The sequence below is a fragment of the Massilia sp. CT11-108 genome (assembly GCF_047302915.1).
GTDB lineage: Bacteria > Pseudomonadota > Gammaproteobacteria > Burkholderiales > Burkholderiaceae_D > Telluria > Telluria orientalis.
Genome location: NZ_JBKYMO010000024.1, coordinates 1 through 26,469, shown reverse-complemented (window position 1 = coordinate 26,469; position 26,469 = coordinate 1). Strand labels below are relative to the sequence as shown.

The window sequence follows — 26,469 nt, the reverse complement described above, 5'->3', positions numbered from 1 at the left end:
GATGCTGCGTTCGTTCCGCCACTCGTCGTTCCTCGCCGCCGCCACGGTGTACGACCGCCAGGACGTCGAATTCGCCGGCTACTGCGTCGCCAACGTCACGCTTTCCGCGCTGCGGCTGCTGCCGCGCACCGAGCTGTCGCTCAGCGCCTACAACGCCACCGGCAAGCGCTATGCCGACGTGGCCGGCCCCGCCTTCGTGCAGACCGCGCTCGCGCGCGAAGGCCGCACGCTGGCCGCGAAACTCGACTGGCGGTTCTGACGATGATCCGCGCCCTCGCTATCCTGGCGATTGCAACCGGCCTGGGCCTGGCGGCCGGCGGCTGCCGCGCCCAGGTCGAGGGCAAGGACATGAAGGCGGCGTACATCTTCAACTTCGCGATGTTCACGACCTGGCCGGATGCCGCCGGCAAGGGGCCGCTGTTCGTGTGCGTGAATCCGGACAATCCGCTGTGGTCCGCGCTGAGCGCCCTGAACGGCAAGCCGGTCAACGACCGTCCCTGGACCGTGACGGACCTGGCGCATCCGAAAGCCGCGCACTGCGACATCGCCGTGCTGGCGCGCTCGATGGAGCGGCCGACCGCGTTGGCGGCGGGCGTGCTCGTCGTGCGCGACGGCGCCGGCGGCAAGGCCGCCATCACGCTCGTCGAGGACGATGAACACATCCGCTTCGACATCGACACGCAGGAAGCGGCGAAGAGCGGCCTGCGCTTTTCTTCCCACCTGCTGCGCCTGGCGAGGAACGTGTTATGAACCCGACGACGGCACGCCGCCCCGGAGAACTGAGCCGCATGCTCGGCATGGGCCAGCTGCTGGCCGCGGCCGCCGCGCTCGGCGTGGCCTGCTGCATCCTGCTCGCTTACCAGTTCGTCGCGCTGCGCCGCAACCTCACCGACGACCTCACCGTGCAGGCCGCGATCATCGCCGACAACGTGGCGGCCACATTGATGTTCCACGACCAGGACGCGGCGCACGAGATGCTGCGTTCGTTCCGCCACTCGTCGTTCCTCGCCGCCGCCACGGTGTACGACCGCCAGGACGTCGAATTCGCCGCCTACCGCAACGGCGCCGTCGACGATACGCCGTCGCTGCTGCGCGACTGGACGCTGTTCACGCCGCTCTCGGTGGCGCGGCCCATCCGCTACCGCGGCATGGCGCTGGGCCGGGTCGTACTGACGGCCGACACGGTCGGCATCCGCAACGGCCTGCTGCGCTACGGCGCCCTGCTGGCCCTGGCCTCGCTGGGCGCGCTGGTGACGACGTCCATGCTCACGCGCCGCACCAAGGCCCGCATGCGCCGCGTCGAATCGCAGCTGAAGCACCTGGCCTACACGGACACCGTGACCGACCTGCCGAACCGCCGCTGCACCTACGAAGCGCTGGAGCTCGAAATCGCCATGCGCACCGAGGGCGGCGGCCGCATCGGCCTGCTCTTGATCGATCTCGACAACTTCAAGGTCGTCAACGACACGGCCGGCCACGCCGCCGGCGACCGCCTGCTGCAACAGGTGGCAAACCGGCTGCGCGCGACGGCGCGCCCCAGCGACCGCATCGGCCGCATCGGCGGCGACGAATTCGCCGTCATCGTCGCCCCGCTCGACGATGCGGCCGAGCTGGAACGCGCGGGCCAGCGCATCGTGGCCGCGCTGCGCCAGCCGCTGCAGGTCGAGGGGATCGAAGTGATGCCCACGGCCAGCATCGGCGCCTGCGTGTTCCCGGACGACGCGCACACGATGAGCGAACTGCTCAGCAACGCCGACGCCGCCCTGTACCGCGCCAAGGGCAAGGGCCGCGACAACGTGGTCCTGTTCGAGCGCGACATGATCCTCGCCACGCAGCGGCGCGCGCGCCTGGAACGCGACCTGCGGCGCCACCTCGAGGCCGGCCTGCTGGAACTGTGCTACCAGCCGCAATACGCCTGCGGCTCGCGCAAGATGGTCGGCGTGGAAGCGCTGCTGCGCTGGCCGCATCCGGACCAGGGTTATATCTCGCCGGCGGAATTCATCCCCATCGCCGAGGAAAGCGGCCTGATCGTCGAAGTCGGCAAGTGGGTGCTGGACCGCGCCTGCCGCGACGCCGTCGCGCTGTACCGCCAGACCGGCACGTGGCTCAGCATGGCCGTCAACGTCTCCGCGCGCCAGCTGCGCGACAAGGATTTCATCCGCGTCGTCGAAAGCACGCTGGCGCACACGGGCCTGCCCGCGGACCGGCTCGAGCTGGAGCTCACGGAAAGCATGCTGATGGAAGACCTGGACGGCGCCGTCGAATTCATGCACAACGTGCGCGCGCTGGGCGTACGCCTGTCGATCGACGACTTCGGCACCGGCTATTCGTCGCTCGCCTACCTGCAGACCTTCCCGATCAACCACCTCAAGATCGACCGCAGCTTCGTCCGCCTGCTGCCCACGTCCGGCACGACGATCGCCGGCGCCGTGATCGCCCTCGCCCACGGCTTCAAGCTGACCGTGGTCGCCGAGGGCGTCGAGGAACCCGAGCAGTTCGAATGGCTGCGCGAGGCGGGCTGCGACTACGTGCAGGGTTACCTGCTGGCGCGCCCGCTGCCGCTGGCGGCCCTGCGCGCGCGCGTGCTCGAGGAATGCGTGCCGGCGGCCTGAGCCGCTTTCAATCCGGCGCCGGCACGTCCACGATCGGGCGCGGAGCGAGCTCCCTTGGTGCGGGTCCGCTTCCGGCAACAAACCGTGCCGAACATCAAGCCTTACGGCGCCCGCGCGACGATGGTATCTTGTCGAGGCAAGTCCAGGGGAACCTCTTCAAGGAGAACACACGATGGCAGCGAAAAAGATCCTGTTGTTGACCGGCGATTTTGCGGAAGATTACGAAACCATGGTGCCGTTCCAGGCACTGCTGGCGGTAGGCCACACGGTGCACGCCGTCTGCCCCGGCAAGAAGAAGGGCGACAAGGTCAAGACCGCGATCCACGATTTCGAAGGCGACCAGACCTACACGGAAAAACCCGGCCACCAGTTCGCGCTGAACGCCGATTTCGCCGAAGCGAGCGCGGACGACTACGACGCCCTCGTCATCGCGGGCGGCCGCGCGCCGGAATACCTGCGCCTCGATCCGCAGGTGATCGCGCTGGTGCGGGGCTTTGCGCACGCCGACAAGCCGATCGCCGCCGTCTGCCACGGCGCCCAGCTGCTGGCAGCCGCCGACGTCATCCGCGGCAAGCGCGTGTCGGCCTATCCCGCCTGCGCGCCGGAGGTCAAGCTGGCCGGCGGAGAATATGCCGACATCCCGGTCGACCAGGCCGTCACGGACGGCAACTTCGTCACCGCCCCGGCCTGGCCCGCGCATCCGCAATGGATCGCGCAGATCCTCAAGCGGCTCGGGACCGAAATAACGCTGTAGTTCGCGCGGTAACGTCAGGCCGCCTCGGCGGGCGCGGTCGTTTCGCCTGGAATATGGGCGCACACGCGGTCGCGGCCGCCCCGCTTGGCCCGATACAATTCCTCGTCGGCGTGCTTGATGACGACGCCGACCGCGTCGCGCTCGTGGTGCTGTGCCACGCCGAACGACGCCGTGACGCGCAGGCCAACCGGCCACGCCTGCTGGTGCAGCCTACGGCGCAGGTTTTCCGCGAGAGTCCGTCCCTGGTGCACGTTGGTCACCGGACAGACGATGAGGAATTCCTCGCCGCCCCAGCGCACGAGGCGGTCCGACGAACGGATGCCCGACGCGATGACGCTGGCAAACTTGCGCAGGACATCGTCGCCGACGTCGTGGCCATGCGTGTCGTTGATCGATTTGAAGTGGTCGATGTCGATGAAGATCACGGCCATCGGATCGGCCAGCAGGCTCGACGTACTCATCAGCGCCGCACGCAGGCCTTGCCGGTTCAGCGCGCCCGTGAGCGGATCGATGTGCGCCTGCCCGGCCAGGTCGCGGGCCTCGAGCTCGAGCGCCTTGTTGACCTCCTTGAGCAAGGCGATGGCCGCCTCCCGGTCCTTCAATTCCGTACGCAACGACAGCGTGACGGCCACCAGCCAGCCGACGGCGCACAGGACCCAGGCGCTCACCAGCCCCATCAGCAATGTATTCAGGGCGATCACCTTGCCGTGCAACTGCAGTCGGCGCAACGTGAACACATGCACGCCGTCCTTGCCGTCGCCCCTGATCAGCAACTCGACGCGCGCGATATTGTCGACATTGACGGCCGCGTGCTCCATCGACGGCTTGACCATGTCCTTCCACCAGGGTGCCACAGCGAACCATTTGAGCGGAATGCGTAACGCGCCGTCGGCCGGCAAATCGAGTTTATCGACCTGGTGGACCTTGAAGGTTTCCCACTGGTCGAGCCGCGTCAACCCGTCCTCGACCTGGGCCAGGGCCATACTGAAGTCCGGGTTCCCGGTTCCGGAATAGTGCCCGTCAATGGTCATGTAATCGAACGTTGACATGTCCATACCCACATTCCCCTTGAGAAGATTGAACGTGAGTTTGCAATATGGCCATCCGTACTTCGGGACGATATGACAATGCACGACCAGGTCGCGCCCTTTCTTTTCGATCACCCCGACCGAAGCGCCGCCTTCGCCGCTGCTGCGATCATCCTCGATCCAGACCTGGAAATGATCGCCGGTCAGCTCGACCACCTCCTCCATGCCGACGCGCTGCCAGGTGAGCAGAACGATCGTCAGCAGCAATAGCCCGCCGAACACGTAACGGGCATAGCCGACGATACGGGCTAACGGCTGAAGCGAGGCGATGGACGCGGACATAATCGTTATACGCTATGACGTCAGGCCGCCGCGGCGTGCCCGATCATGTCGGCCGGAACATAGGCACACACGCGGTCGCGGCCGCCCTGCTTGGCGCGATACAGCTCTTCGTCGGCGTGCTTGATGACGACACCGACTTCATCGCGCTCGTGATGCTGCGCCACGCCGAACGAGGCTGTGACATGCAGGTCCGCCGGCCACGCCTGCTGGTGCAGCGCACGGCGCAGGTTTTCCGCGAGAATTCGTCCCTGGTGCACGTTGGTCATCGGGCAGACGATGAGGAATTCCTCGCCGCCCCAGCGCACGAGGCGGTCGGACGAACGGATGCCGGACGCGATGACGTTGGCGAACTTGCGCAGGACATCGTCGCCCACGTCGTGGCCATGCGTATCGTTGATCGATTTGAAGTGGTCGATGTCGATGAAGATCACGGCCATCGGATCGGCCAGCAGGCTCGACGTGCTCATCAGCGCGGCCCGCAGGCCTTGCCGGTTCAGCACGCCCGTGAGCGGATCGATGTGCGCCTGCCCGGCCAGGTCGCGCGCTTCAAGTTCGAGCGCCTTGTTGACCGTCCTGAGCAGCGCGACGGCCGCCCGGCTGTCCCGCAGTTGCGAGCGCAGCGACAACGTGAGGATCGCGAGCCAGCCGACGGCGCACGATACCCATGCGGCCACGATCCACATCAGCAGCATGTCGCGGCTGATCATCTTGCCGTGCAGGCGCAGGGCGTGCAGGGTGAAGACGTGCTCGCCTTCCTTGCCGCCGCCATTGATCATCAATTCCGCACGCGCGACGTTGTCGACATTGACCGCGGAATGCGCCAGCGTCGGCTTTGTCATGTCCTTCCACCACTGCGCCACGCCAAACCACTTGATCGGTATCACGAAGACTTTGCCATCGGGCGGCAGGTCGAGCGCATCGATCTGGTTGATCTTGTAGGTTTGCCACTGGTCGAGGTGGGTCATCCCTTCTTCGATATCCGCAAGCACCAGGCCGAATTTCGACGCCCCCGGCCCGGCATATCGCCCCTCGATGGTCAAGAAGTCGAAACGGGACATGTCCATGCCCTTCTCCCCCTTGAGGAAATTGAAACTCAACTTACAGTACGGCCACGGGCTCTTCGACGCGATATGGCAGTGCACGATGAGGTCCTGCCCTTTGCGCTCGAGCGAGGCCACGGAAGCGCCACCGCCCGACCGGTCATCCTCTACCCACAGCGGAAAATGATCGCCGGTCAACTCGACAACCTTTTCCATGCCATAGCGCTGCCATACGAGCAGGACGACCGTGATGAGCAACAAGCCCGCGAAGACATAGCGGGCATAGCCGAGGAGCCGGACGAGGGGCTGCAGCGAGGTTTCAGTGGAGGGCACCGACATGGTGAGTTTCTTAGAGATTCTTGCGATACAGCAAGATACCTCACCGTTTAGGTGCATGCAATAAAACTGAAAAGCAGTGTTGCCAATCGGTATCAGTTAGTGCGAATGGCGAACAAATTGGACGTCGTGGACGGGTTCAAGTTCAACATCGACGCGGCGCACGACCCGATGCCGGCGGTGGAAGCGTCCCGCAGCGATGATGGCAAGGGCGGGGCATGGACGGCCTGCTGCGCGGAACGTTCAAGAAGCGGCGCGCTCGAACTTCATGACCCAATTCGTTTCCCACGTCGCGCCGCCATCCTTCGAGAACGCCTGCTGCCAGCGGGCGCCCGCGGCCGTGATGTCCGTCCAGAGGAAGCGCACGCGGATCGGTTGGCCGTTCAGGGTGTCGTCGGCAAAGAAGGTACCGGTGCCGTCCTGGAACGCGCCCACGACCGGGACGCCCAGATCATGGGGCTGGCGGCTGTCGAGCCACCAGATCGACCACTGATCCGTCGCCGGATCATAGGCGCGGATCGAGGCCGCACGATAGGTGCCTGACGGCGTTTCCAGCACGTTGTCGTCGACGTTCGCCTGGCCGTCCAATAGCGGTCGCAGGGAACATGTCCCGCGAAACTCTTCCCATTCGGCGCATCCGACGAGGCGTTCCTTGAGACGCCGATGACGGACTGTCCAGTGGCCGACGAGGAAATCGAAATCGTTCATGGCGGGATCCTTATGCATGGATGGCCGAACGGACTGTCGGCGCGAGTTTCATGGAATGGGGCGGCTGTTTGAGCCACTGCGACAGGGCCGGCGTCACGTTCCGTTCGATCGGCTCCTTGAACACGGCCACGCTGACGAGCACGTGCTCGCCTTCACGCACGGGCAGCCGCGGGAAATTGTTCGGGCTCGGTTCGGTGACATACCAGCCTTGCGCCAGCGCCCCGTCCCTTTGCAGAACGGACGTCATGCGCTCGCGGCAGACGTCGAGCAGTGCCGGGCCCGCGGCATCGTTCAGGGTGAACACGGTGACGTCCACGAAGCCGTCCGCGCCCCCTGCCCTGCGCGCGGGATCATGCGCGAGACCGGCGCCGTGCCACGCCGGGCGCAGCAGCAGGACGTCGTCGGAATCGATCATGGTCGCGTTCGCCGCGTCGCGATGGGCCGCCCAGACCGGACCGCCGTAGAAACCTTGCAGGCCGCGTGCACGCGACGGCATGTCGGGAAAACCACGCAGCCAGACGAAGCGGTCCGGATCATCCAGATCGCGGAACTGGCCCATCACGCTCATGCCTTCCGCTTCCTGGGACTCGACGAATTCACGGTCGAACAACTCGATCAGCGCATCGCGCTTTCGCGGGTGCAGCGTGTACTGGCGCAGTTCGACGACCTGGGGATGTGTCGGTGGCATGGCGGGCTCCTCGTTGGTATCAATGCAGGCAGTATCGAATAGAATATCTGCCACCTGATGTCATATATTCCGCCCGACCATGCGCGCCAGCCGCCTGCTTTCCATCCAAATGATGCTCGAGACACGCGGCCCCATGAGCGCCGCCGCGCTCGCCGAGGCGCTGGAAATTTCCGTGCGCACGCTGCACCGCGACATCGACCAGCTCACCGCGGCCGGTGTGCCGATCTACGCCGAACGGGGCCGCACCGGCGGCTTCCGGCTGCTCGACGGCTGGAACACGCGACTGACCGGCCTGACGCCGGCCGAAGCGCAGGTCGTCTTCCTCAGCGGCCTGGCTGGCCCGGCAGCCGACCTCGGCCTCGACAAGCCGCTGCAGGGCGCGCAACTCAAGTTGCTGACGTCGCTGCCGGAATCGTCGCGCTCGGAAGCGCAGAAGATGCAGTCGCGCTTTCACCTCGACCCGGTCGACTGGTATCGCGAGGCGGATACGGTGCCGTGCCTGGCGGTCGTCGCCGAAGCACTCTGGTCGGAGAGGCAACTGAGCATGAGCTACGAGAGCTGGCGCGACGAGGTCGAGCGGGTCGTGCATCCGCTGGGGCTCGTGCTGAAGGCCGGTGCGTGGTATCTCGTCGCCGCGGCGGACGGCAAGCCGCGCACGTACCGGATCTCGAACGTGAAACGCGCGGCGATGCTGGAGCAGCGCTCTAAACGGCCGGCGCGGTTCGACCTGGCGCGCTACTGGGCGGAGTCCGTCGCGCGCTTCGAGGCCGAGCTTTATACGGACCATGCGGACGTGCTGGCGACGCCGGCCGGGCTCAAGAGTCTGCGTTACCTGAATGCCGCCGTTGCCCGTGCCGTGGCGGACGCGCGGCCGGCGCGGCGGCGGGATGGGCGGGTCGCGTTGCGGATTCCGGTCGAGTCGGTCGAGCATGGGGCCGGCCAGTTGCTGCGGCTGGCGCCGGAGGTGGAGGTGACGGGGCCGGCCAGGCTCAGGGAAGCGCTCGTTTCCAGGTTGCGGTGCCAGTCGGAGATGTATGGCTGCTGATACGCACCCCGCAATCCGGCCAGTGCCGGCCGCCCGGCCGAACGTCCTACAATAGAACGCCCGGCCGGACACCCGCGCCGGCGTCGACAAGGAGAGCAGCCATGCCAGACGTCACCGAACGATTCGACGCAGTGATCATCGGCGTGGGCCAGGCGGCGTCCGCCCTGGCCAACCGCCTGGGAACGGCCGGCATGACCGTCGCCGTCATCGAACGCCGTGCCGTGGGCGGCACCTGTGTAAACGTCGGCTGCACGCCCACCAAGGCGATGGTGGCGAGCGCCCGCGTCGCCCGCCTGGCCGCGCGGGCCGGCGAATACGGCGTGACGATCCCGGGCGCGCCCGTGGTCGACATGGCGGCCGTGAACGACCGGACCCGCGCCATCGTCGGCAAGAGCCGCGCGGGACTCGAGCGCTGGATCACCGGGCTGCCCGGCTGCACGCTGATCCACGGCCATGCGCGCTTCGAGAGCGCGCGCACGGTGCGGGTAGGCGACCGTCTTCTGGAGGCGGACAGGATCTTCATCGACGTGGGCGGGCGCGCTTCCGCGTCGAACATCGAAGGACTCGGGGACATCGATTGGCTCAGCAGCAGCGACATGGTGACGCTGCGCGAACTGCCGCGCCACCTGGTCGTCATCGGCGGCAGCTACATCGGACTGGAATTCGCGCAGATGTTCCGCCGTTTCGGTTCGCAGGTGACGGTGGTGGAACGCGGCGCGCGCCTCATGCCGCGCGAGGACAGCGACGTCTCGGACGAGATCCGCGCCATCCTCGAAGCCGAGGGCATCGCGTTCAGGCTGGACGCGGAATGCATCCAGGTACGCCCGCATCCGGAAGGCGGCGCGGTGATCACGCATGGCGGCAAGGAACAGACCGTCGGCAGCCACATCCTCGTGGCGGCCGGCCGCGTGCCGAACACGGACGACCTGGGCCTCGACAAGGCCGGCGTGCGCACCGGTCCGCACGGCCATATCGAGGTCGACGAGCAGTTGCGCACGAACGTCCCGGGCATCTGGGCGCTGGGCGACTGCAACGGGCGCGGCGCCTTCACGCACACGGCCTACAATGACTACGAGATCGTCGCCGCCAACCTGCTGGACGGCGAGTCGCGCTCGGTGAACGACCGCATCCCCGTCTATGCACTGTATATCGATCCGCCCCTTGGACGCGTCGGCATAACCGAGGAACAGGCGCTGGCGCAGGGCCGCACCGTACGCGTCGGGAAGCGGCCCATGACGCGCGTGGGACGCGCCGTCGAAAAAGGCGAGTCGCAGGGTTCGATGCGGATCATCGCGGATGGGCAGACGGACGAGATCCTCGGGGCCGCCATCCTTGGCCCCGGCGGCGACGAGGCCGTGCACATGGTGCTGGCTGCAATGGCCGCCGGGATGACCTGCCGGCAGCTGACCCACGTGGTGGCGATCCACCCGACCGTATCCGAGCTGATTCCCACGATCGCCGGCGAACTGGACGCGCCGCGCGCAAGCGCCGGCTGACGCGCGGCGCCGCTGCGCTGGCGTCGCATTTTCCATGCATAAGTTGCCTCAAAAATATTGACGCTCCTGGGCGTTTTCGTAATTGCCACCCGAACAGCTGGTCGGCCAGACTCCTTTCAACTTTCGTTGAACGAGGACGCACGATGTTTTCAGATGCAGCCGCAAAACCGCTACGGACACGCCTGGAATTCGCACCCACCCACCCTGCCGACGGTTCGCTCTTTCTCATCTATATCACGCTGATCTGGATCGGGATGCTGCTCGGCTTCGGTCGTGAAATCGCGCAGCATATCGCGAACAATGACCCGCCCTACCCCATGATCCTGCACGTGCATTCCGCCGTGTTCGCCACATGGCTGGTCGCGTTCACCGCGCAAATCCTGCTCGTTCGCGCAGGGAAGCCCGCCCTGCACCGGCGCCTGGGCATCGCGATGGCATTCGGCGTGGGCGTGCTCGCCATCGTCGGCCCGCTGACGGCTTATACGATACAAAACCTGAAGTTCGGCACGCCGCACAGCGATCCGGCATTCCTGAGCGTGCAACTGGGCGATTTGATTGGTTTCGTTGGCCTGAGTGTGGCGGGCATCGTTCTCCGCAAGCGGGTAGCGGCACACAAGCGCCTGATGATGCTGGCGATCCTGCAACTGAGCACAGCGGGCTTTGCGCGCTGGCTGGGCGGTACGATCAGCGCCGCCTATCCGTACGGCTACTGGGGGCAGAGTTTCTGGGCGACGTTCCTGATCCTGCACCTGACCAACGACGTGCTCGCGCTCGGCATCGGTGTGCACGACCTGCTGACCCGCGGGCGGTTGCATCCGGCCTACGTGATGGGTCTGGTCTGGAGTTTTGGCTGGCAAGTCACGCACGTCAGCCTGTATCTGTGGCCGGCGTGGTTACCGGTGGCGAAGATGCTGCTGGGGCATTGAGATCAAAAAAATCAGGGGCTTGGCGAGAGTTGCGCAAGCCCCTGATTCATTGTGGATTTTTGGTAGGCCTCCCCGGAGTCGAACCGGGCACCAACGGATTATGAGTCCGCTGCTCTAACCAGGCATGAGCTAGAGGCCCGAAACTGGTACATCCGAAGACGCTAAAAACTCGCCACTTACGGTCGCGAAGCGGCCGAAGTGGCGAGAGGATATTGTGTTAGCGTAGGTCCGTCAAGCCTCAGCCGCTGTTGTTCTCGAGGAAGCTCTTCAGCTTGTCGGAACGCGACGGGTGGCGCAGCTTGCGCAGCGCCTTGGCTTCGATCTGGCGGATGCGTTCGCGCGTGACGTCGAATTGCTTGCCGACCTCTTCCAGCGTGTGGTCGGTCGACATTTCGATGCCGAAGCGCATGCGCAGCACCTTCGCTTCGCGCGGCGTCAGCGAGTCGAGCACGTCCTTGACCACACCGCGCATCGAGGCGTGCAGCGCCGCGTCCGAAGGCGCCAGCGTGTTGTTGTCCTCGATAAAGTCGCCAAGATGCGAATCGTCGTCGTCACCGATCGGCGTTTCCATTGAGATCGGCTCTTTCGCGATCTTCATGATCTTCCGGATCTTATCTTCCGGCATTTCCATCTTGATCGCGAGGGTGGCCGGATCCGGCTCGGCGCCCGTTTCCTGCAGGATCTGGCGCGAGATCCGGTTCATCTTGTTGATCGTTTCGATCATGTGCACCGGAATACGGATCGTGCGCGCCTGGTCCGCGATCGAGCGGGTAATGGCCTGGCGGATCCACCACGTCGCATACGTCGAGAATTTATAGCCGCGACGGTATTCGAACTTGTCCACCGCCTTCATCAGGCCGATGTTGCCTTCCTGGATCAGGTCGAGGAATTGCAGGCCGCGGTTCGTGTATTTCTTCGCGATCGAGATGACGAGACGCAGGTTAGCTTCCGTCATTTCGCGCTTGGCCTTGCGCGCCTTCATTTCACCGGCCGCCATCTGGCGGTTGATGTTGCGCAGGTCCGGCAGCGGCAGGACGACGCGGGCTTGCAGGTCGATCAGGCGTTGCTGCAACTCCTTGATCGTCGGGATATTGCGGCCGAGGATCGCGCTGTACGCGTGCCCGGCGTTCACTTCGCCGTCGACCCAGTCGAGGTTCGTCTCGTTGCCCGGGAAGACCTTGATGAAGTGGGCGCGCGGCATGCCGCAGCGGTTCACGGCCACGTCCAGGATCTGCTTCTCGATGTGGCGCACTTCGTCGACCTGGCCGCGCAGGGTGTCGCACAGCTTTTCGACGACCTTGGCCGTGAAGCGGATGCCGAGCAGTTCGTTCGAGATCGCTTCCTGGGCCTTGACGTAGCCGTCGGAGTTATAGCCCTGCTTCTCGTAGGCCTTGCGCATCTTGTCGAACTGCTGTTCGATTTCGCGGAATTTGTCGAGAGCCGAGTTCTTCAGCTGCTCGAGCTGTTCGGCGGAATAGCCGGCCGCGCCGGAACCCGCGTTCGCCTCTTCTTCCTCTTCCTCTTCTTCCTCTTCCTCGTCGTCGTCCTCATCGTCGTCGGACTCGGTCGACGCCGGGGCGACGGCCGCCGGGGACGTCGCTTCGTCCTCTTCCGGGTCGACCATGCCGTCGACGATTTCGTCGATCTTGATCTCGTCCTGCTCGATGCGGCGGGCGGCGTCGATGATCTCGGCGATCGTCACCGGGCAGGCGGAGATCGCCTGGATCATGTCGCGCAGGCCGTCTTCGATGCGCTTGGCGATCTCGATCTCGCCTTCGCGGGTCAGCAGTTCGACCGAGCCCATCTCGCGCATGTACATGCGCACGGGGTCCGTCGTGCGGCCGAAATCGGAGTCGACGGTCGACAGCGCCGCTTCGGCGGCAGCCTCGGCTTCGTCGTCGCTGGTGACGGTGGCGACGTTATCGGACAGCAGCAGCGTTTCGGCATCGGGCGCGTGCTCGTAGACGGCAATGCCCATGTCGTTGAACGTGCCGATGATGCCTTCGATCGCTTCCGGATCGACGATGTTGTCCGGCAGATGGTCGTTGATCTCGGAATACGTGAGGAAGCCGCGCTCCTTGCCCGACTTGATCAGGGCCTTGAGCTTCTGGCGACGGATTTCCAGTTCCTCTTCGCTCGCTTCCGTGTCCGACGAGAATGCATCTTTCAGCAGCGCTTTTTCCTTGGCCTTGCGGTCCTTGGCCTTGGCCTTGTCGACCGCTTTCAGCTCGGCGCGCTCGACCGCGTTCAGGGCGGCGACTTCATCGTTCTCGGGCGTGAATTCCTTGGGCTTGCGGCCACGGCGGCCTGGCACCTTGACGGCCGGCAGCACGTAGCCCGACGTATCGATTGCGGCGAGGGCTTCCGCATCGGTCGTCTGGTTGACTGGGGCGACACCCGCAACGCGAGCTTCCGCCTTGTCTTGCGAATTGTCCACTTTAGCGGACATTCTGGTGGATTTGGTAGCCACTTTGGTTTCGGGTTTCTTGGTTGGCACAGGCGCTTTCGAAGTCACAACGACCACTTTACGATGGTTAAAGATAAAGTTTTGTTACCTTACATCACGCTGCAGGCACATACTGTTTGCCCCACTAACTGAAACACCTCGCCTGAATTGTCACGAAAAATCGTTTCAATGCTTGCAATAGTTAGCGTTTTATTATAGCACGCGCCCCTGTTCTTTCCAGTCAAGAACGGCGCCTCGGCAACCCTCCCCGATCAGGCGAATTTCGCAGGGGTGTCGTTCGCTGCCTCCCGGGCCAAGAGGTCCTGCTGAGCTGTGATTTCGCGATAGCGGGCACTCACCTGATCTGGGGTCAATCCGGAAGAAAACAACTGGTTCAACTCCTGTTTCAGCACGTCCATCTTGACTTGCCTCACAGCACTCGTCAGCCACACGCGGTCCGCGTCGATATCCGATTCGGGTTCGACCGCGATCGATGCGATCAGGTTGTCGTACTCCGAACTCGCTTCCTTCAATTGCTCGGACAACGCGGCGAACGTACCGTTCGGTCCCAACGCCTGCGCCATCGCCACGAGCTGGCGCAGGCGTTCGGCCTGCTCGGTGCCGAAGTGGTCGAAGGCGCGCAAGGCCGACTCGTCCAGGCCCAGCGCCAGCGCCGGATGCGACACCAGGATGCGCGACATCTGCAATTCCAGGCCGACCGGTTCCGGACGTCCCTGGCGCGGCGGCGCCTTCCTGGCCACCGCCACCGGCTTGGACAACTCGAACAACGTTTCGATCTCCGCCGGCGTTGACTCCGTCAGGTTCGCCAGGCCGCGCACGATCTGCAGGCGCAAGGCCGACGGCGTCATCGCCTGCAGCAGCGGTTTCGCATCGAACTGGACGCGCGCCCGGCCTTCCGGCGTGTCGAGATCATGCTCCGTCGTAACCTCGCGCAACAGGAATTGCGACAGCGGCATCGCCTCGTTGATTTCCTGGGCGAATGCGTCCCCGCCGAATTCGCGCACATAGCTGTCCGGATCATGCTCTTGTGGCAAGAACAGGAACCTGATCGTCTTGTTGTCCGTCACTTGCGGCAGACACGCTTCCAGCGCGCGGCGGGCGGCGCGGCGGCCGGCCTTGTCGCCGTCGAAGCTGAAGATGACGTTGTCCGTCTGGCGCAGCAGCTTTTGCACGTGGGTACTGGTACACGCCGTGCCGAGCGTCGCGACGGCTTGCGGGAAGCCGAGCTGGGCCAGCGCGACGACGTCCATATAACCTTCGGTCACCAGCACGTAGCCGGCGTCGCGGATCGCCTGGCGCGCCTCGAACAGGCCGTACAGTTCATGTCCCTTCTGGAACAGCGGGGTTTCTGGCGAGTTCAGGTATTTGGGTTCGCCGCCGTCCATCACGCGGCCGCCAAAGCCGATCACCTGCCCTTTCGTGTTCCGGATCGGGAACATGATCCGCTCACGAAAACGGTCGTACCGCTTCTTGTTGTTGCCATCTTCGTCGACCTTGTCGATGACGAGGCCGGATTCGACGAGCGCCAGCGCATCGTAGTCGCGGAAGACGGAACGCAGATTGTCCCAACCGCCCGGCGCATAGCCGAGGCCGAAGCGGGCGGCGACCTCTCCCGTCAGGCCGCGGCCTTTCAGATAGGCGATGGCGTTCGGCGCCGTGCGCAGCTGGGCGCGGTAGAAGTCGCAGGCCTGGTTCAGCGCGTCCGTCAGCGCCAGGGTCTGCGCCTGCTGGGCGGCGCGCTGGGCCGGCGGGATCTTGTCGTCCTCCTGGGGCACGATCATGCCCACGCTTTGTGCGAGGTCCTTGACGGCGTCGACGAAGCCCATGCCCGAGTATTCGATCATGAAGCCGATGGCGGTGCCGTGGGCGCCGCAGCCGAAGCAGTGATAGAACTGCTTGGTCGGGCTGACGGTGAAGCTGGGGGATTTCTCGTTGTGAAACGGACAGAGCCCCATGTAATTGGCGCCGCCCTTTTTCAGCTGCACGTAACGCCCCACCACGTCGACAATGTCAACGCGGTTGAGCAGATCGGTAATGAATGATTGCGGAATCACTTGATCTAACTAACAGTATTTGTCTCAGGTCAGACTATACCGCAGGGCTCGTTACAAGTTGATTTGCAACAATGCAACATGGCGTTGCCGCTCCGGTGCATCAAAAACAGACACGGCCGTGGCGGCGTTGCCGCAGCCGTGCCACCAGGCATCAGCCGCCTGCGAGAGCTTTCTTGACCTGGGCCGAGACGGCCGTCATGTCGGCGCGGCCGGCCAGTTTCGGTTTCAGGATGCCCATCACCTTGCCCATGTCCTGCGGACCGGCGGCGCCCGATGCGGCGACGGCTGCGGCCACTTCGGCGGCGACTTCCTCATCCGACAGGCCGGCCGGCATGTAGGCCGACAGCACGGCCAGTTCCGACTTTTCCTTGTCGGCCAGATCCTGGCGGCCACCATTTTCGAACTGGGTGATCGAATCCTTGCGCTGCTTGATCATCTTTTCGACGACGGCCACCACCTGCGCATCGTCCAGCTCGATGCGTTCGTCCACTTCTTTCCGCTTGATCTCGGCGATCAGGAGACGGACCGTGGTAAGACGCTCGCTGTCCTTGGCGCGCATGGCGGCTTTCATGTCGTCGGTGATTTGGTCTTTCAAGCTCATGGATACTCCGTTCGATAGGGACAAAAGGCAAAAACCCGCTGCGGCACAACCGGAGCGGGCTTCGTCGAATTCAGGCTTTGCAACGCCGGGACTGGCAGTGGCCGTCGCCGGGGAAAGCGTGAATATAAATCAGTACAGCTTCTTCGGCAGTTGCTGGCTGCGGATGCGCTTGTAGTGACGCTTCACGGCAGCGGCCAGCTTGCGCTTGCGCTCTGCGGTCGGCTTCTCGTAGAACTCGCGTGCGCGCAGTTCAGTCAGCAGACCGGTTTTTTCGATAGTGCGCTTGAAGCGACGCATAGCGACTTCGAACGGCTCGTTTTCTTTAAGGCGGATAGTGGTCATGTAAAAATGAAACCGTTGGATTTAGGGAAGAACGAAATTCTAACAGCTTTTCAAGTTCTGTGCGAAGTTTTTCATCAGTGTGCAAAGTTGCCACATGGCTGCTTTTTTACTCGATCGCTCCGCCCGCCGCGACGCCGGAAGCCCATGCCCACTGGAAGTTATAGCCGCCGAGCCAGCCCGTCACGTCGACCGTCTCGCCGATGAAATACAGGCCCGGGACAGTGTTCGCCATCATCGTCTGCTGCGACAGTTCGCGCGTGTCGACGCCACCCAGGGTCACCTCGGCCTTTTTATAGCCTTCCGAGCCGGTCGGGACGATGGCCCAGCGGTTGATCGCATCGCCCAGCTTGCGCAATTTCGCGTCGGCCATGTCCGGCAAGCGCGCATCCGGTGCGAGGCCATTGCCGGTCAGCAGGCCTTCCGCGAGGCGCGTGGGCAGCCATTGCGACAAGATATTGCCCAGCTGTTTTTTCACCGCCGTCTTCATGGCAATCAGCTCTTCCGCCACATCCATTTCCGGCAGCAGATTCAGCACGATGGGCGTGCCCGGCTGCCAGTAGCTGGAGATTTGCAGGATGGCCGGGCCGGACAGGCCGCGGTGCGTGAACAATAAGTCTTCGCGGAAATAGCCGTACTTCGCGTTCCGGCCCTTCTTCGATCCCGTCGTCACGTCCACTTCCAGCGCGATGCCGGCCAGCGGCACGAACGGTTGCCAGCTGGGACCGTCGAACGTGAGCGGCACGAGGCCCGGGCGCGTCTCGACAATTTTCAGATCGAAATGCTTCGCGATGCGATAGCCGAGATCCGTGGCGCCGATCTTCGGGATCGACAGGCCGCCCGTTGCGACCACGACATTGCTCGCGAGGATGGGCTCGCCATCCGTGTCGATGCGGAATCCTTCCGCGTTCTTCATGACGCCGGCCACCTTGCACGGCATGCGCCACTGCACGCCGCCCGCGTCGCACTCCGTCTTCAGCATGGCGATGATCTGTTCGGACGAGTCGTCACAGAACAGCTGGCCGCGGTGTTTTTCGTGGTACGCGATGCGATGCGTCTTGACGAGCGCGAGGAAATCCTGCGGCGTGTAGCGCGACAGCGCGCTGCGGCAGAAATGCGGATTCTCGGACAGGAAATTCTGCGGGCCGGCGTTGATGTTGGTGAAGTTGCAGCGCCCGCCGCCGGAGATGCGGATTTTTTCCGCCAGCTTGCCGGCGTGGTCGACCAACAGGACGCGCTTGCCGCGCTGGGCCGCGGTGGCGGCGCACATCATGCCGGCGGCGCCGGCGCCGATGATCGCCACGTCGTAGTGTTTTGCCATGCCTCTTCCGTGAATGCTGCGCGCAAAAGGCGTGATTGTACGGGAACGCGGACCGGTTATACAGCCTGGCGCAATGCCCGGGAGGCCTGCACGCACTGCGCCACCTGCGCCGCGATCGGCGGCGGCACGGGCTGTTCACCGCGCAGCGCACGCGCGATCCAGTCGGCGGTCGCAGCGGCGTCGCGGCCTTCCGGCGCGGGCGCCAACTCGTCGGTCGGGGCATCGCGCTCGACCAGCAGCGTCTTTTGTCCGGCGTGGAACCAGTTGATTTCCTGGGCGCGGTTGGCGTTCGCCACCGTCTCCCCTTCCGTGCCGCGCATGAGGAACGCGTCGCCGCGCGCGTGCGGGGCGGCCGTTTCGAAATACTCGGTCAGCATCGCCAGGTATTCCGGGTGCGTGTACGACACGAGGCGCAGCGCCGGGCCTTCGAACGGCTGCAGGATCTTGACGATCGTATGCGTGGAATTGCGCACGCCGAGGATGCGGCGCAGCGACAACTGGTGCGCCAGTTCCGGCGCCAATAACTCGATCGGCATGAAGCACGGGCGGCCGGCGGCGAAGGCGTCCAGCATGTCGGCCGTGGAGCCGCTCGGGCCGATGCCCATCTCGGCGAAGATCTCGGCCGTCGTCACGCGGCCCGGGTCTTCCTGCACGCCGTGCACGAGCACCGGCACGCCCGCGCGCGCGAGGAGCAGCGCCAGCAGCGGCGTCAGGTTGGCCAGCTTGCGCGCGCCGTTGTAGCTGGGGATCAGCACGGGCGCGAAATCGCCGGGCGGCGCGGGCAGCGGCGCGAACGAGCTTTCCGCCGCGTCCATGAAGCCGGCGATTTCTTCGACGGACTCGCCCTTGATGCGCATCGCGAGCAGGATGCCGCCCAGTTCCAGGTCGGACACCCGCCCGTCGAGCATGGCGCCGTAGAGCAGTTTCGCATCCTCGCGCGACATGCTGCGCGCGCCTTTTACGCCGCGGCCGATCTCCTTGATGAAGCGGGCGGCCGGGAAGGGATTTGGGGAGGTGTTGGTCGTGTCCATGATGACAGGATACCATGCAACATTTTTGAGCAGGAGGATGCACGGTGTAAGATTTCAGGCTAGACTCAACGATCCCCTCTGGAATAAATACGATTGCCATGCTGATCACGCCCGATATCGAAAACACCAACGTCACCTCGTTCGCGACCATGCCGACGCCCAGCGAGCTGCATAAAAAGCTGCCGCTGACGGACAAGGCCTTCACCACCGTGATGAAGGGCCGCGAGACCCTGCGCAACATCCTCGACCGCAAGGACAAGCGCCTGTTCGTGGTCGTCGGCCCCTGCTCGATCCACGATCCGGTCGCGGGCCTCGACTATGCGCGCCGCCTGAAGGCGCTGCAGGCCGAGGTGGAAGACACGATGGTGCTCGTGATGCGCGTGTATTTCGAAAAGCCGCGCACCACGACCGGCTGGAAGGGCTATATCAACGATCCGTTCATGGACGACTCGTTCCGCGTGGACGTCGGCATGGAGCGCGCGCGCCAGTTCCTGCTCGACGTGTGCGAACTGGGCCTGCCGACGGCCACCGAAGCGCTCGACCCGATCTCGCCGCAATACCTGGGCGACCTGATCGCGTGGACCGCGATCGGCGCGCGCACGACCGAATCGCAGACGCACCGCGAAATGTCGTCGGGCCTCTCAACGCCGGTCGGCTTCAAGAACGGCACCGACGGCGACGTCAGCATCGCCATCAACGCCGTGTTGTCCTCATCCAGCCCGCACTCCTTCCTGGGCATCAACGGCCAGGGCGGCGTGTCGATCGTGCGGACCCGCGGCAACGCCTACGGCCACGTCGTGCTGCGCGGCGGCGGCGGCCGTCCGAACTACGACTCGGTCTCGGTCGCGATCGCCGAGCAGGCGCTCAAGAAGGCCGGCCTGCCCGCGAACCTCGTCGTCGACTGCTCGCACGCCAACAGCTATAAAAAGCCGGAGCTGCAGCCGCTCGTCATGTCGGACGTGATCCAGCAGATCAGGCACGGCAACCAGTCCCTCGTCGGCGTGATGATCGAATCGAACATCGTCAGCGGCAGCCAGCCGATTCCGAGCGATCTGTCGCAGCTGAAGTACGGCTGCTCCGTCACCGACGGCTGCATCGCCTGGGACGATACCGAGACCATGCTGCGCAACGCGCACAAGGAATTGCTGGAGCGGCCGTGATGCCCTGGCGGGCCAATGCAGGTACAATGGCAGATTGCGCGCCGCACCGGCGCGCCGATCTTGTCTACCTCACACTGTTCCTTGCTTGCCCATGATTGTCCTCGGCGTTGAATCCTCCTGCGATGAAACCGGCCTGGCTCTGTACGACACGGAGCGCGGCCTGCTGGCCCACGCACTGCACTCGCAGGTCGCGATGCACGAGGAATACGGCGGCGTCGTGCCGGAACTGGCGTCGCGCGACCACATCCGGCGCGCGCTGCCGCTGCTGGAACAGGTGCTCGCGAAGGCCGACCTGCCGATGGAACGCATCGACGCCATCGCCTACACGCAGGGCCCCGGCCTCGCGGGCGCGCTGCTGGTGGGATCGTCCGTCGCCTGCAGCCTCGCGCTGGCGCTGGATAAACCCGTGCTGGGCGTGCACCACCTGGAAGGCCACCTGCTGTCGCCGCTGCTCGCGACCGAGCGGCCGGAATTCCCGTTCGTCGCCCTCCTCGTCTCCGGCGGCCACACGCAGCTGATGCGCGTCGATGGCGTCGGCCGCTACACCCTGCTGGGCGAGACGCTGGACGACGCGGCCGGCGAAGCCTTCGACAAATCGGCCAAGCTGCTGGGCCTCGGCTACCCGGGTGGCCCGGCCATTTCGCGCCTGGCGGAATTCGGCGATCCGGAAGCGTATAAACTCCCGCGCCCGATGCTGCACTCGAAGGATTTCAACTTCAGCTTCTCGGGCCTGAAAACGGCCGTGCTGACGGTCGTGAAGAACAACGCAAGCGACATCGCGAACGTGTGCGAGCAGGACAAGGCCAACATCGCGCGCGGCTTCGTCGATGCCATCGTCGACGTGCTGACGGCGAAGTGCGTGCTGGCGCTGAAGCACACCGGATTGAAACGCCTCGTGATCGCGGGCGGCGTGGGCGCCAACCGCCAGCTGCGCGCGTCGCTGAACGAGGCGGCCGCGAAGAAGCGCTTCAAGGTCTACTACCCCGAACTCGAATTCTGCACCGACAACGGCGCGATGATCGCGTTCGCGGGCGCGCTGCGCCTGGAGCGCAATCCGGACGCGGCGCAGCGCGACTACGCATTCAACGTGCGCCCGCGCTGGCCGCTGGACGAAATCGAGCCGGCCTGATTCGATGCACAGTGTAGCCGTGGGCACCCTGTGCCCACCATGCTTCATCCGTCAGGCCGCTTCCTTCGCCGGCCTCGCCTGCCGGTGATACAGGAACTCCAGCACCCGCGTCCGATACTCGTTGTACAGCGCATCGTGCGCCAGCGCGACGCGCTCGCGCGGCCGCGGCAGGCGCACGTCCACGATCTCGCCGATGGTCGCGGCCGGGCCATTCGTCATCATCACGATGCGGTCCGACAGCAGCACCGCCTCGTCCACGTCGTGCGTGACCATCACGACCGTGGACTCCGTCTGGGCGACGATGCGCAGCAACTCGTCCTGCAAGTGAGCGCGGGTCAGCGCGTCGAGGGCGCCGAACGGCTCGTCCATCAGCAGCACCTTGGGTTCCATCGACAGCGCGCGGGCGATGCCGACGCGCTGCTTCATGCCGCCCGAGATTTCGCTGGGCCGCTTCTGCGCCGCGTGCGTCAGGCCCACCAGCGCCAGCGCATCGGCCGTGCGGGTACGCAGTTGCTCCTTCCCTTCGCGGGCGCCGAACACGCGCTCGACGGCCAGGTAGACGTTCTCGAAACAGGTCAACCACGGCAGCAGCGAATGGTTCTGGAACACGACCGCGCGCTCCGGCGCCGGTCCGGCGATCTCGCGGCCGGCGCAGATCAGCACGCCCTCGCTGGCGCGGGTCAGGCCCGCCAGCAGGTTCAGCAACGTGGACTTGCCGCAGCCGGAGTGGCCGATCAGCGTGATGAACTCGCCCCGCGCCACCTTCAGGTTGACGTCGGTGAGCGCGTGGAAGCGGCCCTTGCGGGTGTCGAACAGCATCTCGACCTGCTGCACTTCGATGAATTTCGGTTCGCTCATGATCCACTCTCTTCGTAGGTGACGGCGCGGGCCAGTGCGACCAGCGCCTGCTCCAGCACCAGCCCGACCACGCCGATGACGACGATGGCGATGAGGATGTGCGGCACGTTCAGGTTGTTCCACTCGTCCCACACCCAGAAGCCGATGCCCACGCCGCCCGTCAGCATCTCGGCCGCGACGATCACCAGCCACGCCGTGCCGATCGCCAGGCGCACGCCGGTCAGCATGTACGGCAGCACCGCGGGCAGCAGGATCTTCGTGAAGACCTTCCACTCCGACAGGTTCAGCACCCTCGCCACGTTCATGTAGTCCTGCGGAACGCGCTGCACGCCGACGGCCGTGTTGATGATCATCGGCCAGATCGAGCAGATGAAGATGGCCCAGATTGCAGCGGGGTTCGCGGCCTTGAACACGAGCAGGCCGATGGGCAGCCAGGCCAGCGGCGACACGGGACGCAGCAGGCTGACGATGGGATTGCACATGCCGGCCAGGAAGCGCGAGCGGCCGATCAGGAAGCCGAGCGGGATGCCCGCTGCCGCGGCGAGGCCGAAGCCCAGCGCCACCCGCTGGAGCGACGCGAGGATGTTCCAGCCGATGCCCTGGTCGTTCGGCCCGTTGCTGTAGAACGGGTCGGCGAACAGCTGGACGGCCGCCTCCCACGTGACGAAGGGCGACGGGAAGTTGCTGTTGTTCGCGGAGACGAGCTGCCACACCAGCACCAGCATGGCGAGACCCAGCACCGGCGGCAGCACTGCCAGCAACAGCGCGCGGCCGTTCGGCACACGCAGCGCCAGGGCACGTCGGGCAGGCACGGCGTGCGCGCCCGCTGTCGAATTCACGACGGTATTCATGATGTCCTCCGGTTCAAACCTTGATCTTGAAAGCGGCGGCATACGCGGCCGGGTTCTTCCCGTCCCACACCACGCCGTCGATGAGCTTCGCGGACCGCATCGGCGACTTCGGCACGTCGGCCTTCGCCATGGCGGCCGCCTCGCGGTACAGCCCGACCTGGTTGACGCTCGACGCCACGGCCAGGTAGTCCGGATCGGACTTGAGCAGGCCCCAGCGGCGGTGCTGGGTCATGAACCACATGCCGTCCGACAGGTACGGGAAGTTGACCGTGCCGTCGTTGTAGAACTTCATGTAGTTCGGGTCGTCCCACGTCTTGCCCAGGCCATTCTGGTAGCGGCCCAGGATGCGCTGGTTGATCACGTCCACCGAGGTGTTGACGTAGGATTTGTCGGCGATCGTCTCGGCCATCTTGACCTTGTTGGACATGCTCGCATCGATCCAGCGGCTGGCTTCCAGCACGGCGGCCACCAGGGCGCGCGCCGTGTTCGGGTATTTCCTGACCCATTCGAGCGACGTGCCGAGGGTCTTTTCCGGGTGGTCTTTCCAGATGTCCTGGGTGGTTGCGGCCGTGATGCCGACGCCGTCGACGATGGCGCGATGGTTCCACGGTTCGCCCACGCAGAAGCCGTCCATGTTCCCGACGCGCATGTTCGCCACCATCTGCGGCGGCGGCACCGTGATCACCTTCGCGTCCTTCATCGGGTTGATGCCGTAGCTGGCCAGCCAGTAGTACAGCCACATCGCGTGGGTGCCGGTCGGGAAGGTCTGGGCGAAGCTGTACTCGCGCTTGTCCGTGCTCATCACCTTCGCCAGCGACGGGCCGTCCACGGCTCTGGCGTCGGCCAATTTCTTCGACAGGGTGATGGCCTGGCCGTTCTGGTTCAGGCTCATCAGCACCGCCATGTCCTTCTTCGGACCGCCGATACCCATCTGCACACCGTAGATCAGGCCATACAGCACGTGGGCGGCATCCAGTTCGCCGTTGACCAGCTTGTCGCGCACGCTGGCCCACGACGATTCCTTGCTGGGGACAATCCTGATGCCGTACTTCTTGTCGAAGCCCAGCACGGACGCCATCACCACGGAGGCGCAATCGGTCAGGGGAATGAAGCCGACCTTCACTTCGGTCTTCTCGGGCTTGTCGGAGCCGGCGGCGAAGACCCCGCCGGAGACGAGTCCGGTGAGCGAGGCCGTGGCACCGGCGGCCAGCAGGCGGCGGCGGGTCAGGTTGGTTGTATCGGTCATGTTGGTCCTTGTAGAAGGAAATCGAAAGAAGAGACAACGCTGCGGCGGCGGAGTGGCCAGCTCCGGCGCCCTCATGGTCAATACAGCAATTGCCGTGCCAACACGCAAATTGGTGCGTCGGCACCGTCGTTGTGCCGACGCACCATGAAAAACGGGGCCGCACACCGATTGCGTGCAACGGTCCGCACGGGTTTGCCAGACGGCGGCGCATGCGCGTCCGGAACCGTGCGGCGTGCGCCGGCGTGGCGCATGCCTGTCATACCGTTGTCATCCCATCAAGATAGAGTGCGGCCCGTTTCCATCACAACCGGACCAACATCTTGAAACGCAATCACGCATTGCTCGCCGCATTTGCTACCCCTTTGGTTGCCGCCGGCCTCACCGGCTGCGGCGAGCCATCCACGCCCGCCAACGTCATCCCCGAAGGCACCACCGTGTCCCTCGCCCTGCTCGAGACCACCGACATCCACTCGAACGTCCTGGGCTACAACTATTACTCGCTGGCCGACGACGCGACCCTGGGCCTCGACCGCACGTCCACGCTGATCCAGCAGGCGCGCGCGGAGAATCCGAACAACCTGCTGTTCGACGACGGCGACGTCATCCAGGGCACCCTGCTGGCCGACCTGCAGGCCGTCACGGCGCCCGTGAAGTGCGCCGACACGCTGGCCGTGCACAAGGCGATGAACGCGCTGAAATACGATGCGGGCGGCCTGGGCAACCACGAATTCAACTACGGCCTGCCGTTCCTCAGCCAGGTCACGAACACCGACTTCGGCATCCCGGGCGTCTCCAAGCCGGCCGGCACGTGCGGCGGGCCGAACTTCCCGCTCGTGCTGTCGAACGTGACCGCGGTCGCCACGAACAAGACGATCTACGACCCGTACCGCATCCTCGCGCGCAACTTCACGGCGACGAAGCCGAACGGCGAGACGATGCCGGTCACCGTGAACGTGGGCGTGATGAGCTTCGTGCCGCCGCAGATCCTCGACTGGGACCAGAAGAACCTGGCCGGCAAGGTGGCCGTGGGCGGCGCAGTGGAAGCGGCGCAGCAGTACGTGCCGGAGATGCGCGGCAAGGGCGCGGACCTCGTCGTCGCGCTGTCGCACGGGGGCCTGGACACGAGCGCGTACAGCCCGAAGATGGAAAACCAGAGCTATCACCTCAGCACGACCGGCATCGACGCCCTGCTGATCGGCCACTCGCACCTCATCTTCCCGAAGGGGAAAGAGACGGGCGCCGCGGCGCTGGATCCGTCGTTCGCGGCGATCCCCGCATCGGCCAAGGTCGATGCGGTGAACGGCTTCGTCAACGGCGTGCCGACCGTGATGGCGCAGAGCTGGGGCCGGCGCCTGGGCATCGTCAAGCTGACGCTCGCGTACCAGGGCGGCAAGTGGGTGGTGCAGCCGGCGCGGACGACGGTCGAATCGCGGGGCTACAAGTACAAGGACGGCACGACCAGCGTCGCGGCCGACCCGGCCATCGCCGCCGCCGTGCAGACCGAGCACCAGGCCACGATCGCGTATGCGAAGCAGCCGCTGGGTGTGGCGACGGACTTCGAGATGTCGTCGTACTTCGCGCTCGTCGGCGACGTGTCGGCGATCCAGCTCGTGAACCAGGCGCAGATCGACTATGTGAAGAACGCCATCGCGACCAGCACCGACGCGACGCTGGCGAGCTATAAAAACATCCCCGTGATCTCGTGCAGCGCGCCGTTCAAGGCGGGCCGCAACGGGCCGTCGGACTTCACGGACGTGGCACCGGGCGCGACGCCGGCGGCGCCCTTTGGCCTGCAAGTCCGCAACCCGGGCGACCTTTACCTGTACAGCAACAACAACCTGCAGGCCGTGAAGATCAAGGGATCGGACCTGAAGAACTGGCTGGAGACGGCCGCGAAGCAGTTCGCGCGCATCGATCCGGCAGCGACCGCCGAGCAGGACCTCGTCCCGTCGTACGGCACGATCTACAACTACGACGTGTTCTACGCCGAGAACAACGCGCTGCAATACCAGATCGACGTGACGAAGCCGGCCGGCAGCCGCATCGTCAACCTGACGTACCAGGGCAAGCCGGTAGCGGAGACGGACGACTTCATCGTCGCCACCAACGACTACCGCGCGGGCGGCGGCGGCAACTTCCCCGGCATCGACGGCAGCAAGACGATCATCAAGTCGCCGGACGCGAACCAGGCCGTCGTCAGCAACTACCTGCAGAAGATCGGCGCGGCCACCGGCAAGGTCACCTTGGCGGTCAACGGCGGCGCGCGCAGCTGGCGCTTCGTCAAGACGGCGACCGCCGGCCCCGTGATCCTGCGCTCGGCGCCGGGCCACCTGGCGCTGGCGCAGGCCGCGGGTCTCGCCAGCGTCACGGCCGAGGGCGGGCTGGACGCGAGCGGCTTCGCGAAATATGCGATCGACCTGTCGAAGTAAGCCGGCAT

General features: G+C 65.1%; 22 protein-coding genes, 1 tRNA gene and 1 pseudogene. 10 read left to right on the top strand and 14 right to left on the bottom strand.

Annotation, left to right across the window (positions count from 1 at the left end):
- From ACEN88_RS04580 to ACEN88_RS04565, 4 genes and pseudogenes are all read left to right on the top strand, one after another.
- Positions 1–259, top strand: a pseudogene (locus tag ACEN88_RS04580) (hypothetical protein); the annotation flags it as partial.
- 2 nt (positions 260–261) lie between these two features.
- Complete coding sequence (locus ACEN88_RS04575; protein ID WP_413337609.1) at positions 262–750, top strand: YfiR family protein; 489 nt, start codon at positions 262–264, stop codon at positions 748–750.
- A complete protein-coding gene (locus ACEN88_RS04570; RefSeq protein WP_413337608.1) occupies positions 747–2,612 on the top strand; it encodes a putative bifunctional diguanylate cyclase/phosphodiesterase in 1,866 nt (621 codons plus the stop codon). Before ACEN88_RS04575 ends, ACEN88_RS04570 begins: the two co-directional genes overlap by 4 nt.
- A 172-nt stretch (positions 2,613–2,784) precedes the next feature.
- A complete protein-coding gene (locus ACEN88_RS04565) occupies positions 2,785–3,366 on the top strand; it encodes a DJ-1/PfpI family protein (RefSeq protein WP_413337607.1) in 582 nt (193 codons plus the stop codon).
- A 14-nt stretch (positions 3,367–3,380) separates the two neighbouring features.
- Here ACEN88_RS04565 and ACEN88_RS04560 read toward each other — a convergent pair whose 3' ends face one another.
- From ACEN88_RS04560 to ACEN88_RS04545, 4 genes are all read right to left on the bottom strand, one after another.
- The gene (locus tag ACEN88_RS04560) at positions 3,381–4,736 is read right to left on the bottom strand and encodes a GGDEF domain-containing protein (RefSeq protein ID WP_413337606.1); all 1,356 of its coding nucleotides are present in this window, start codon (positions 4,734–4,736) and stop codon (positions 3,381–3,383) included.
- A 20-nt stretch (positions 4,737–4,756) separates the two neighbouring features.
- On the bottom strand, positions 4,757–6,109 hold the full coding sequence (locus tag ACEN88_RS04555; RefSeq protein ID WP_413337605.1) for a GGDEF domain-containing protein: 1,353 nt from the start codon (positions 6,107–6,109) through the stop codon (positions 4,757–4,759).
- Positions 6,110–6,355: 246 nt separating this feature from the next.
- The gene (locus tag ACEN88_RS04550; RefSeq protein ID WP_413337604.1) at positions 6,356–6,820 is read right to left on the bottom strand and encodes a DUF1579 domain-containing protein; all 465 of its coding nucleotides are present in this window, start codon (positions 6,818–6,820) and stop codon (positions 6,356–6,358) included.
- Between the two features lie 10 nt (positions 6,821–6,830).
- On the bottom strand, positions 6,831–7,508 hold the full coding sequence (locus ACEN88_RS04545; protein WP_413337603.1) for an NIPSNAP family protein: 678 nt from the start codon (positions 7,506–7,508) through the stop codon (positions 6,831–6,833).
- 79 nt (positions 7,509–7,587) lie between these two features.
- Between ACEN88_RS04545 and ACEN88_RS04540 the strand changes: the two genes are divergently transcribed.
- From ACEN88_RS04540 to ACEN88_RS04530, 3 genes are all read left to right on the top strand, one after another.
- Complete coding sequence (locus ACEN88_RS04540; protein ID WP_413337602.1) at positions 7,588–8,553, top strand: helix-turn-helix transcriptional regulator; 966 nt, start codon at positions 7,588–7,590, stop codon at positions 8,551–8,553.
- 101 nt (positions 8,554–8,654) lie between these two features.
- On the top strand, positions 8,655–10,049 hold the full coding sequence (locus tag ACEN88_RS04535) for an FAD-containing oxidoreductase (RefSeq protein WP_413337601.1): 1,395 nt from the start codon (positions 8,655–8,657) through the stop codon (positions 10,047–10,049).
- 143 nt (positions 10,050–10,192) lie between these two features.
- The gene (locus ACEN88_RS04530) at positions 10,193–10,975 is read left to right on the top strand and encodes a hypothetical protein (RefSeq protein WP_413337600.1); all 783 of its coding nucleotides are present in this window, start codon (positions 10,193–10,195) and stop codon (positions 10,973–10,975) included.
- Between the two features lie 60 nt (positions 10,976–11,035).
- On the opposite strand, the gene ACEN88_RS04525 is transcribed toward ACEN88_RS04530, so the two are convergent.
- The 7 genes from ACEN88_RS04525 to ybiB all read right to left on the bottom strand — a co-directional run bounded on the left by ACEN88_RS04525 (position 11,036) and on the right by ybiB (position 18,788).
- Positions 11,036–11,114, bottom strand: a tRNA-Ile gene (locus ACEN88_RS04525).
- 99 nt (positions 11,115–11,213) lie between these two features.
- Positions 11,214–13,424: an RNA polymerase sigma factor RpoD gene (rpoD, locus tag ACEN88_RS04520; protein WP_413337599.1), complete on the bottom strand. Its 2,211-nt coding sequence runs from the start codon at positions 13,422–13,424 to the stop codon at positions 11,214–11,216.
- A 269-nt stretch (positions 13,425–13,693) separates the two neighbouring features.
- Positions 13,694–15,496, bottom strand: a complete 1,803-nt coding sequence (gene dnaG / locus ACEN88_RS04515) for a DNA primase (protein ID WP_413337598.1) — start codon at positions 15,494–15,496, stop codon at positions 13,694–13,696.
- 151 nt (positions 15,497–15,647) lie between these two features.
- Positions 15,648–16,097 carry a GatB/YqeY domain-containing protein gene (locus tag ACEN88_RS04510; protein WP_413337597.1) on the bottom strand — a complete coding sequence of 150 codons (450 nt, stop codon included), beginning with the start codon at positions 16,095–16,097 and terminating at the stop codon, positions 15,648–15,650.
- A gap of 129 nt (positions 16,098–16,226) precedes the next feature.
- Positions 16,227–16,439 (bottom strand): 30S ribosomal protein S21, encoded by a 213-nt coding sequence (rpsU, locus tag ACEN88_RS04505; RefSeq protein ID WP_005665410.1) that lies wholly within the window; start codon positions 16,437–16,439, stop codon positions 16,227–16,229.
- A 106-nt stretch (positions 16,440–16,545) separates the two neighbouring features.
- Positions 16,546–17,757 (bottom strand): NAD(P)/FAD-dependent oxidoreductase, encoded by a 1,212-nt coding sequence (locus tag ACEN88_RS04500; protein ID WP_413337596.1) that lies wholly within the window; start codon positions 17,755–17,757, stop codon positions 16,546–16,548.
- Between the two features lie 56 nt (positions 17,758–17,813).
- Entirely contained in the window at positions 17,814–18,788 is a 975-nt protein-coding gene (gene ybiB, locus ACEN88_RS04495) for a DNA-binding protein YbiB (RefSeq protein ID WP_413337595.1), read from the bottom strand.
- Positions 18,789–18,886: 98 nt separating this feature from the next.
- On the opposite strand from ybiB, the gene ACEN88_RS04490 reads away from it, so the two are divergent.
- Entirely contained in the window at positions 18,887–19,948 is a 1,062-nt protein-coding gene (locus ACEN88_RS04490; RefSeq protein ID WP_413337594.1) for a 3-deoxy-7-phosphoheptulonate synthase, read from the top strand.
- 91 nt (positions 19,949–20,039) lie between these two features.
- The gene (gene tsaD / locus ACEN88_RS04485) at positions 20,040–21,077 is read left to right on the top strand and encodes a tRNA (adenosine(37)-N6)-threonylcarbamoyltransferase complex transferase subunit TsaD (RefSeq protein WP_413337610.1); all 1,038 of its coding nucleotides are present in this window, start codon (positions 20,040–20,042) and stop codon (positions 21,075–21,077) included.
- A 51-nt stretch (positions 21,078–21,128) separates the two neighbouring features.
- Here tsaD and ACEN88_RS04480 read toward each other — a convergent pair whose 3' ends face one another.
- The 3 genes from ACEN88_RS04480 to ACEN88_RS04470 are packed head-to-tail and all read right to left on the bottom strand — an operon-like array spanning position 21,129 to position 24,032.
- Positions 21,129–21,935 carry an ABC transporter ATP-binding protein gene (locus ACEN88_RS04480; protein ID WP_413337593.1) on the bottom strand — a complete coding sequence of 269 codons (807 nt, stop codon included), beginning with the start codon at positions 21,933–21,935 and terminating at the stop codon, positions 21,129–21,131.
- Positions 21,932–22,786 (bottom strand): nitrate ABC transporter permease, encoded by an 855-nt coding sequence (ntrB, locus tag ACEN88_RS04475; RefSeq protein WP_413337592.1) that lies wholly within the window; start codon positions 22,784–22,786, stop codon positions 21,932–21,934. The genes ACEN88_RS04480 and ntrB overlap by 4 nt, the downstream gene beginning before the upstream one ends.
- 13 nt (positions 22,787–22,799) lie before the next feature.
- The gene (locus ACEN88_RS04470) at positions 22,800–24,032 is read right to left on the bottom strand and encodes a CmpA/NrtA family ABC transporter substrate-binding protein (protein ID WP_413337591.1); all 1,233 of its coding nucleotides are present in this window, start codon (positions 24,030–24,032) and stop codon (positions 22,800–22,802) included.
- 320 nt (positions 24,033–24,352) lie between these two features.
- Between ACEN88_RS04470 and ACEN88_RS04465 the strand changes: the two genes are divergently transcribed.
- The gene (locus tag ACEN88_RS04465) at positions 24,353–26,461 is read left to right on the top strand and encodes a bifunctional 2',3'-cyclic-nucleotide 2'-phosphodiesterase/3'-nucleotidase (RefSeq protein WP_413337590.1); all 2,109 of its coding nucleotides are present in this window, start codon (positions 24,353–24,355) and stop codon (positions 26,459–26,461) included.
- Positions 26,462–26,469: the final 8 nt, after the last annotated feature.

Excerpts from the sequence above, each read along its gene's own strand:
- ACEN88_RS04560 (WP_413337606.1), bottom strand. The coding sequence starts at position 4,736 with ATGTCCGCGTCCATCGCCTCGCTTCAGCCGTTAGCCCGTATCGTCGGC.
- ybiB (WP_413337595.1), bottom strand. The coding sequence starts at position 18,788 with ATGGACACGACCAACACCTCCCCAAATCCCTTCCCGGCCGCCCGCTTC.
- ntrB (WP_413337592.1), bottom strand. The coding sequence starts at position 22,786 with ATGAATACCGTCGTGAATTCGACAGCGGGCGCGCACGCCGTGCCTGCC.
- ACEN88_RS04480 (WP_413337593.1), bottom strand. The coding sequence starts at position 21,935 with ATGAGCGAACCGAAATTCATCGAAGTGCAGCAGGTCGAGATGCTGTTC.
- ACEN88_RS04530 (WP_413337600.1), top strand. The coding sequence starts at position 10,193 with ATGTTTTCAGATGCAGCCGCAAAACCGCTACGGACACGCCTGGAATTC.
- ACEN88_RS04500 (WP_413337596.1), bottom strand. The coding sequence starts at position 17,757 with ATGGCAAAACACTACGACGTGGCGATCATCGGCGCCGGCGCCGCCGGC.
- ACEN88_RS04550 (WP_413337604.1), bottom strand. The coding sequence starts at position 6,820 with ATGAACGATTTCGATTTCCTCGTCGGCCACTGGACAGTCCGTCATCGG.
- ACEN88_RS04565 (WP_413337607.1), top strand. The coding sequence starts at position 2,785 with ATGGCAGCGAAAAAGATCCTGTTGTTGACCGGCGATTTTGCGGAAGAT.
- tsaD (WP_413337610.1), top strand. The coding sequence starts at position 20,040 with ATGATTGTCCTCGGCGTTGAATCCTCCTGCGATGAAACCGGCCTGGCT.
- rpoD (WP_413337599.1), bottom strand. The coding sequence starts at position 13,424 with ATGTCCGCTAAAGTGGACAATTCGCAAGACAAGGCGGAAGCTCGCGTT.
- rpsU (WP_005665410.1), bottom strand. The coding sequence starts at position 16,439 with ATGACCACTATCCGCCTTAAAGAAAACGAGCCGTTCGAAGTCGCTATG.
- ACEN88_RS04490 (WP_413337594.1), top strand. The coding sequence starts at position 18,887 with ATGCTGATCACGCCCGATATCGAAAACACCAACGTCACCTCGTTCGCG.
- ACEN88_RS04545 (WP_413337603.1), bottom strand. The coding sequence starts at position 7,508 with ATGCCACCGACACATCCCCAGGTCGTCGAACTGCGCCAGTACACGCTG.
- ACEN88_RS04470 (WP_413337591.1), bottom strand. The coding sequence starts at position 24,032 with ATGACCGATACAACCAACCTGACCCGCCGCCGCCTGCTGGCCGCCGGT.
- ACEN88_RS04575 (WP_413337609.1), top strand. The coding sequence starts at position 262 with ATGATCCGCGCCCTCGCTATCCTGGCGATTGCAACCGGCCTGGGCCTG.
- ACEN88_RS04570 (WP_413337608.1), top strand. The coding sequence starts at position 747 with ATGAACCCGACGACGGCACGCCGCCCCGGAGAACTGAGCCGCATGCTC.
- ACEN88_RS04535 (WP_413337601.1), top strand. The coding sequence starts at position 8,655 with ATGCCAGACGTCACCGAACGATTCGACGCAGTGATCATCGGCGTGGGC.
- ACEN88_RS04540 (WP_413337602.1), top strand. The coding sequence starts at position 7,588 with ATGCGCGCCAGCCGCCTGCTTTCCATCCAAATGATGCTCGAGACACGC.
- ACEN88_RS04510 (WP_413337597.1), bottom strand. The coding sequence starts at position 16,097 with ATGAGCTTGAAAGACCAAATCACCGACGACATGAAAGCCGCCATGCGC.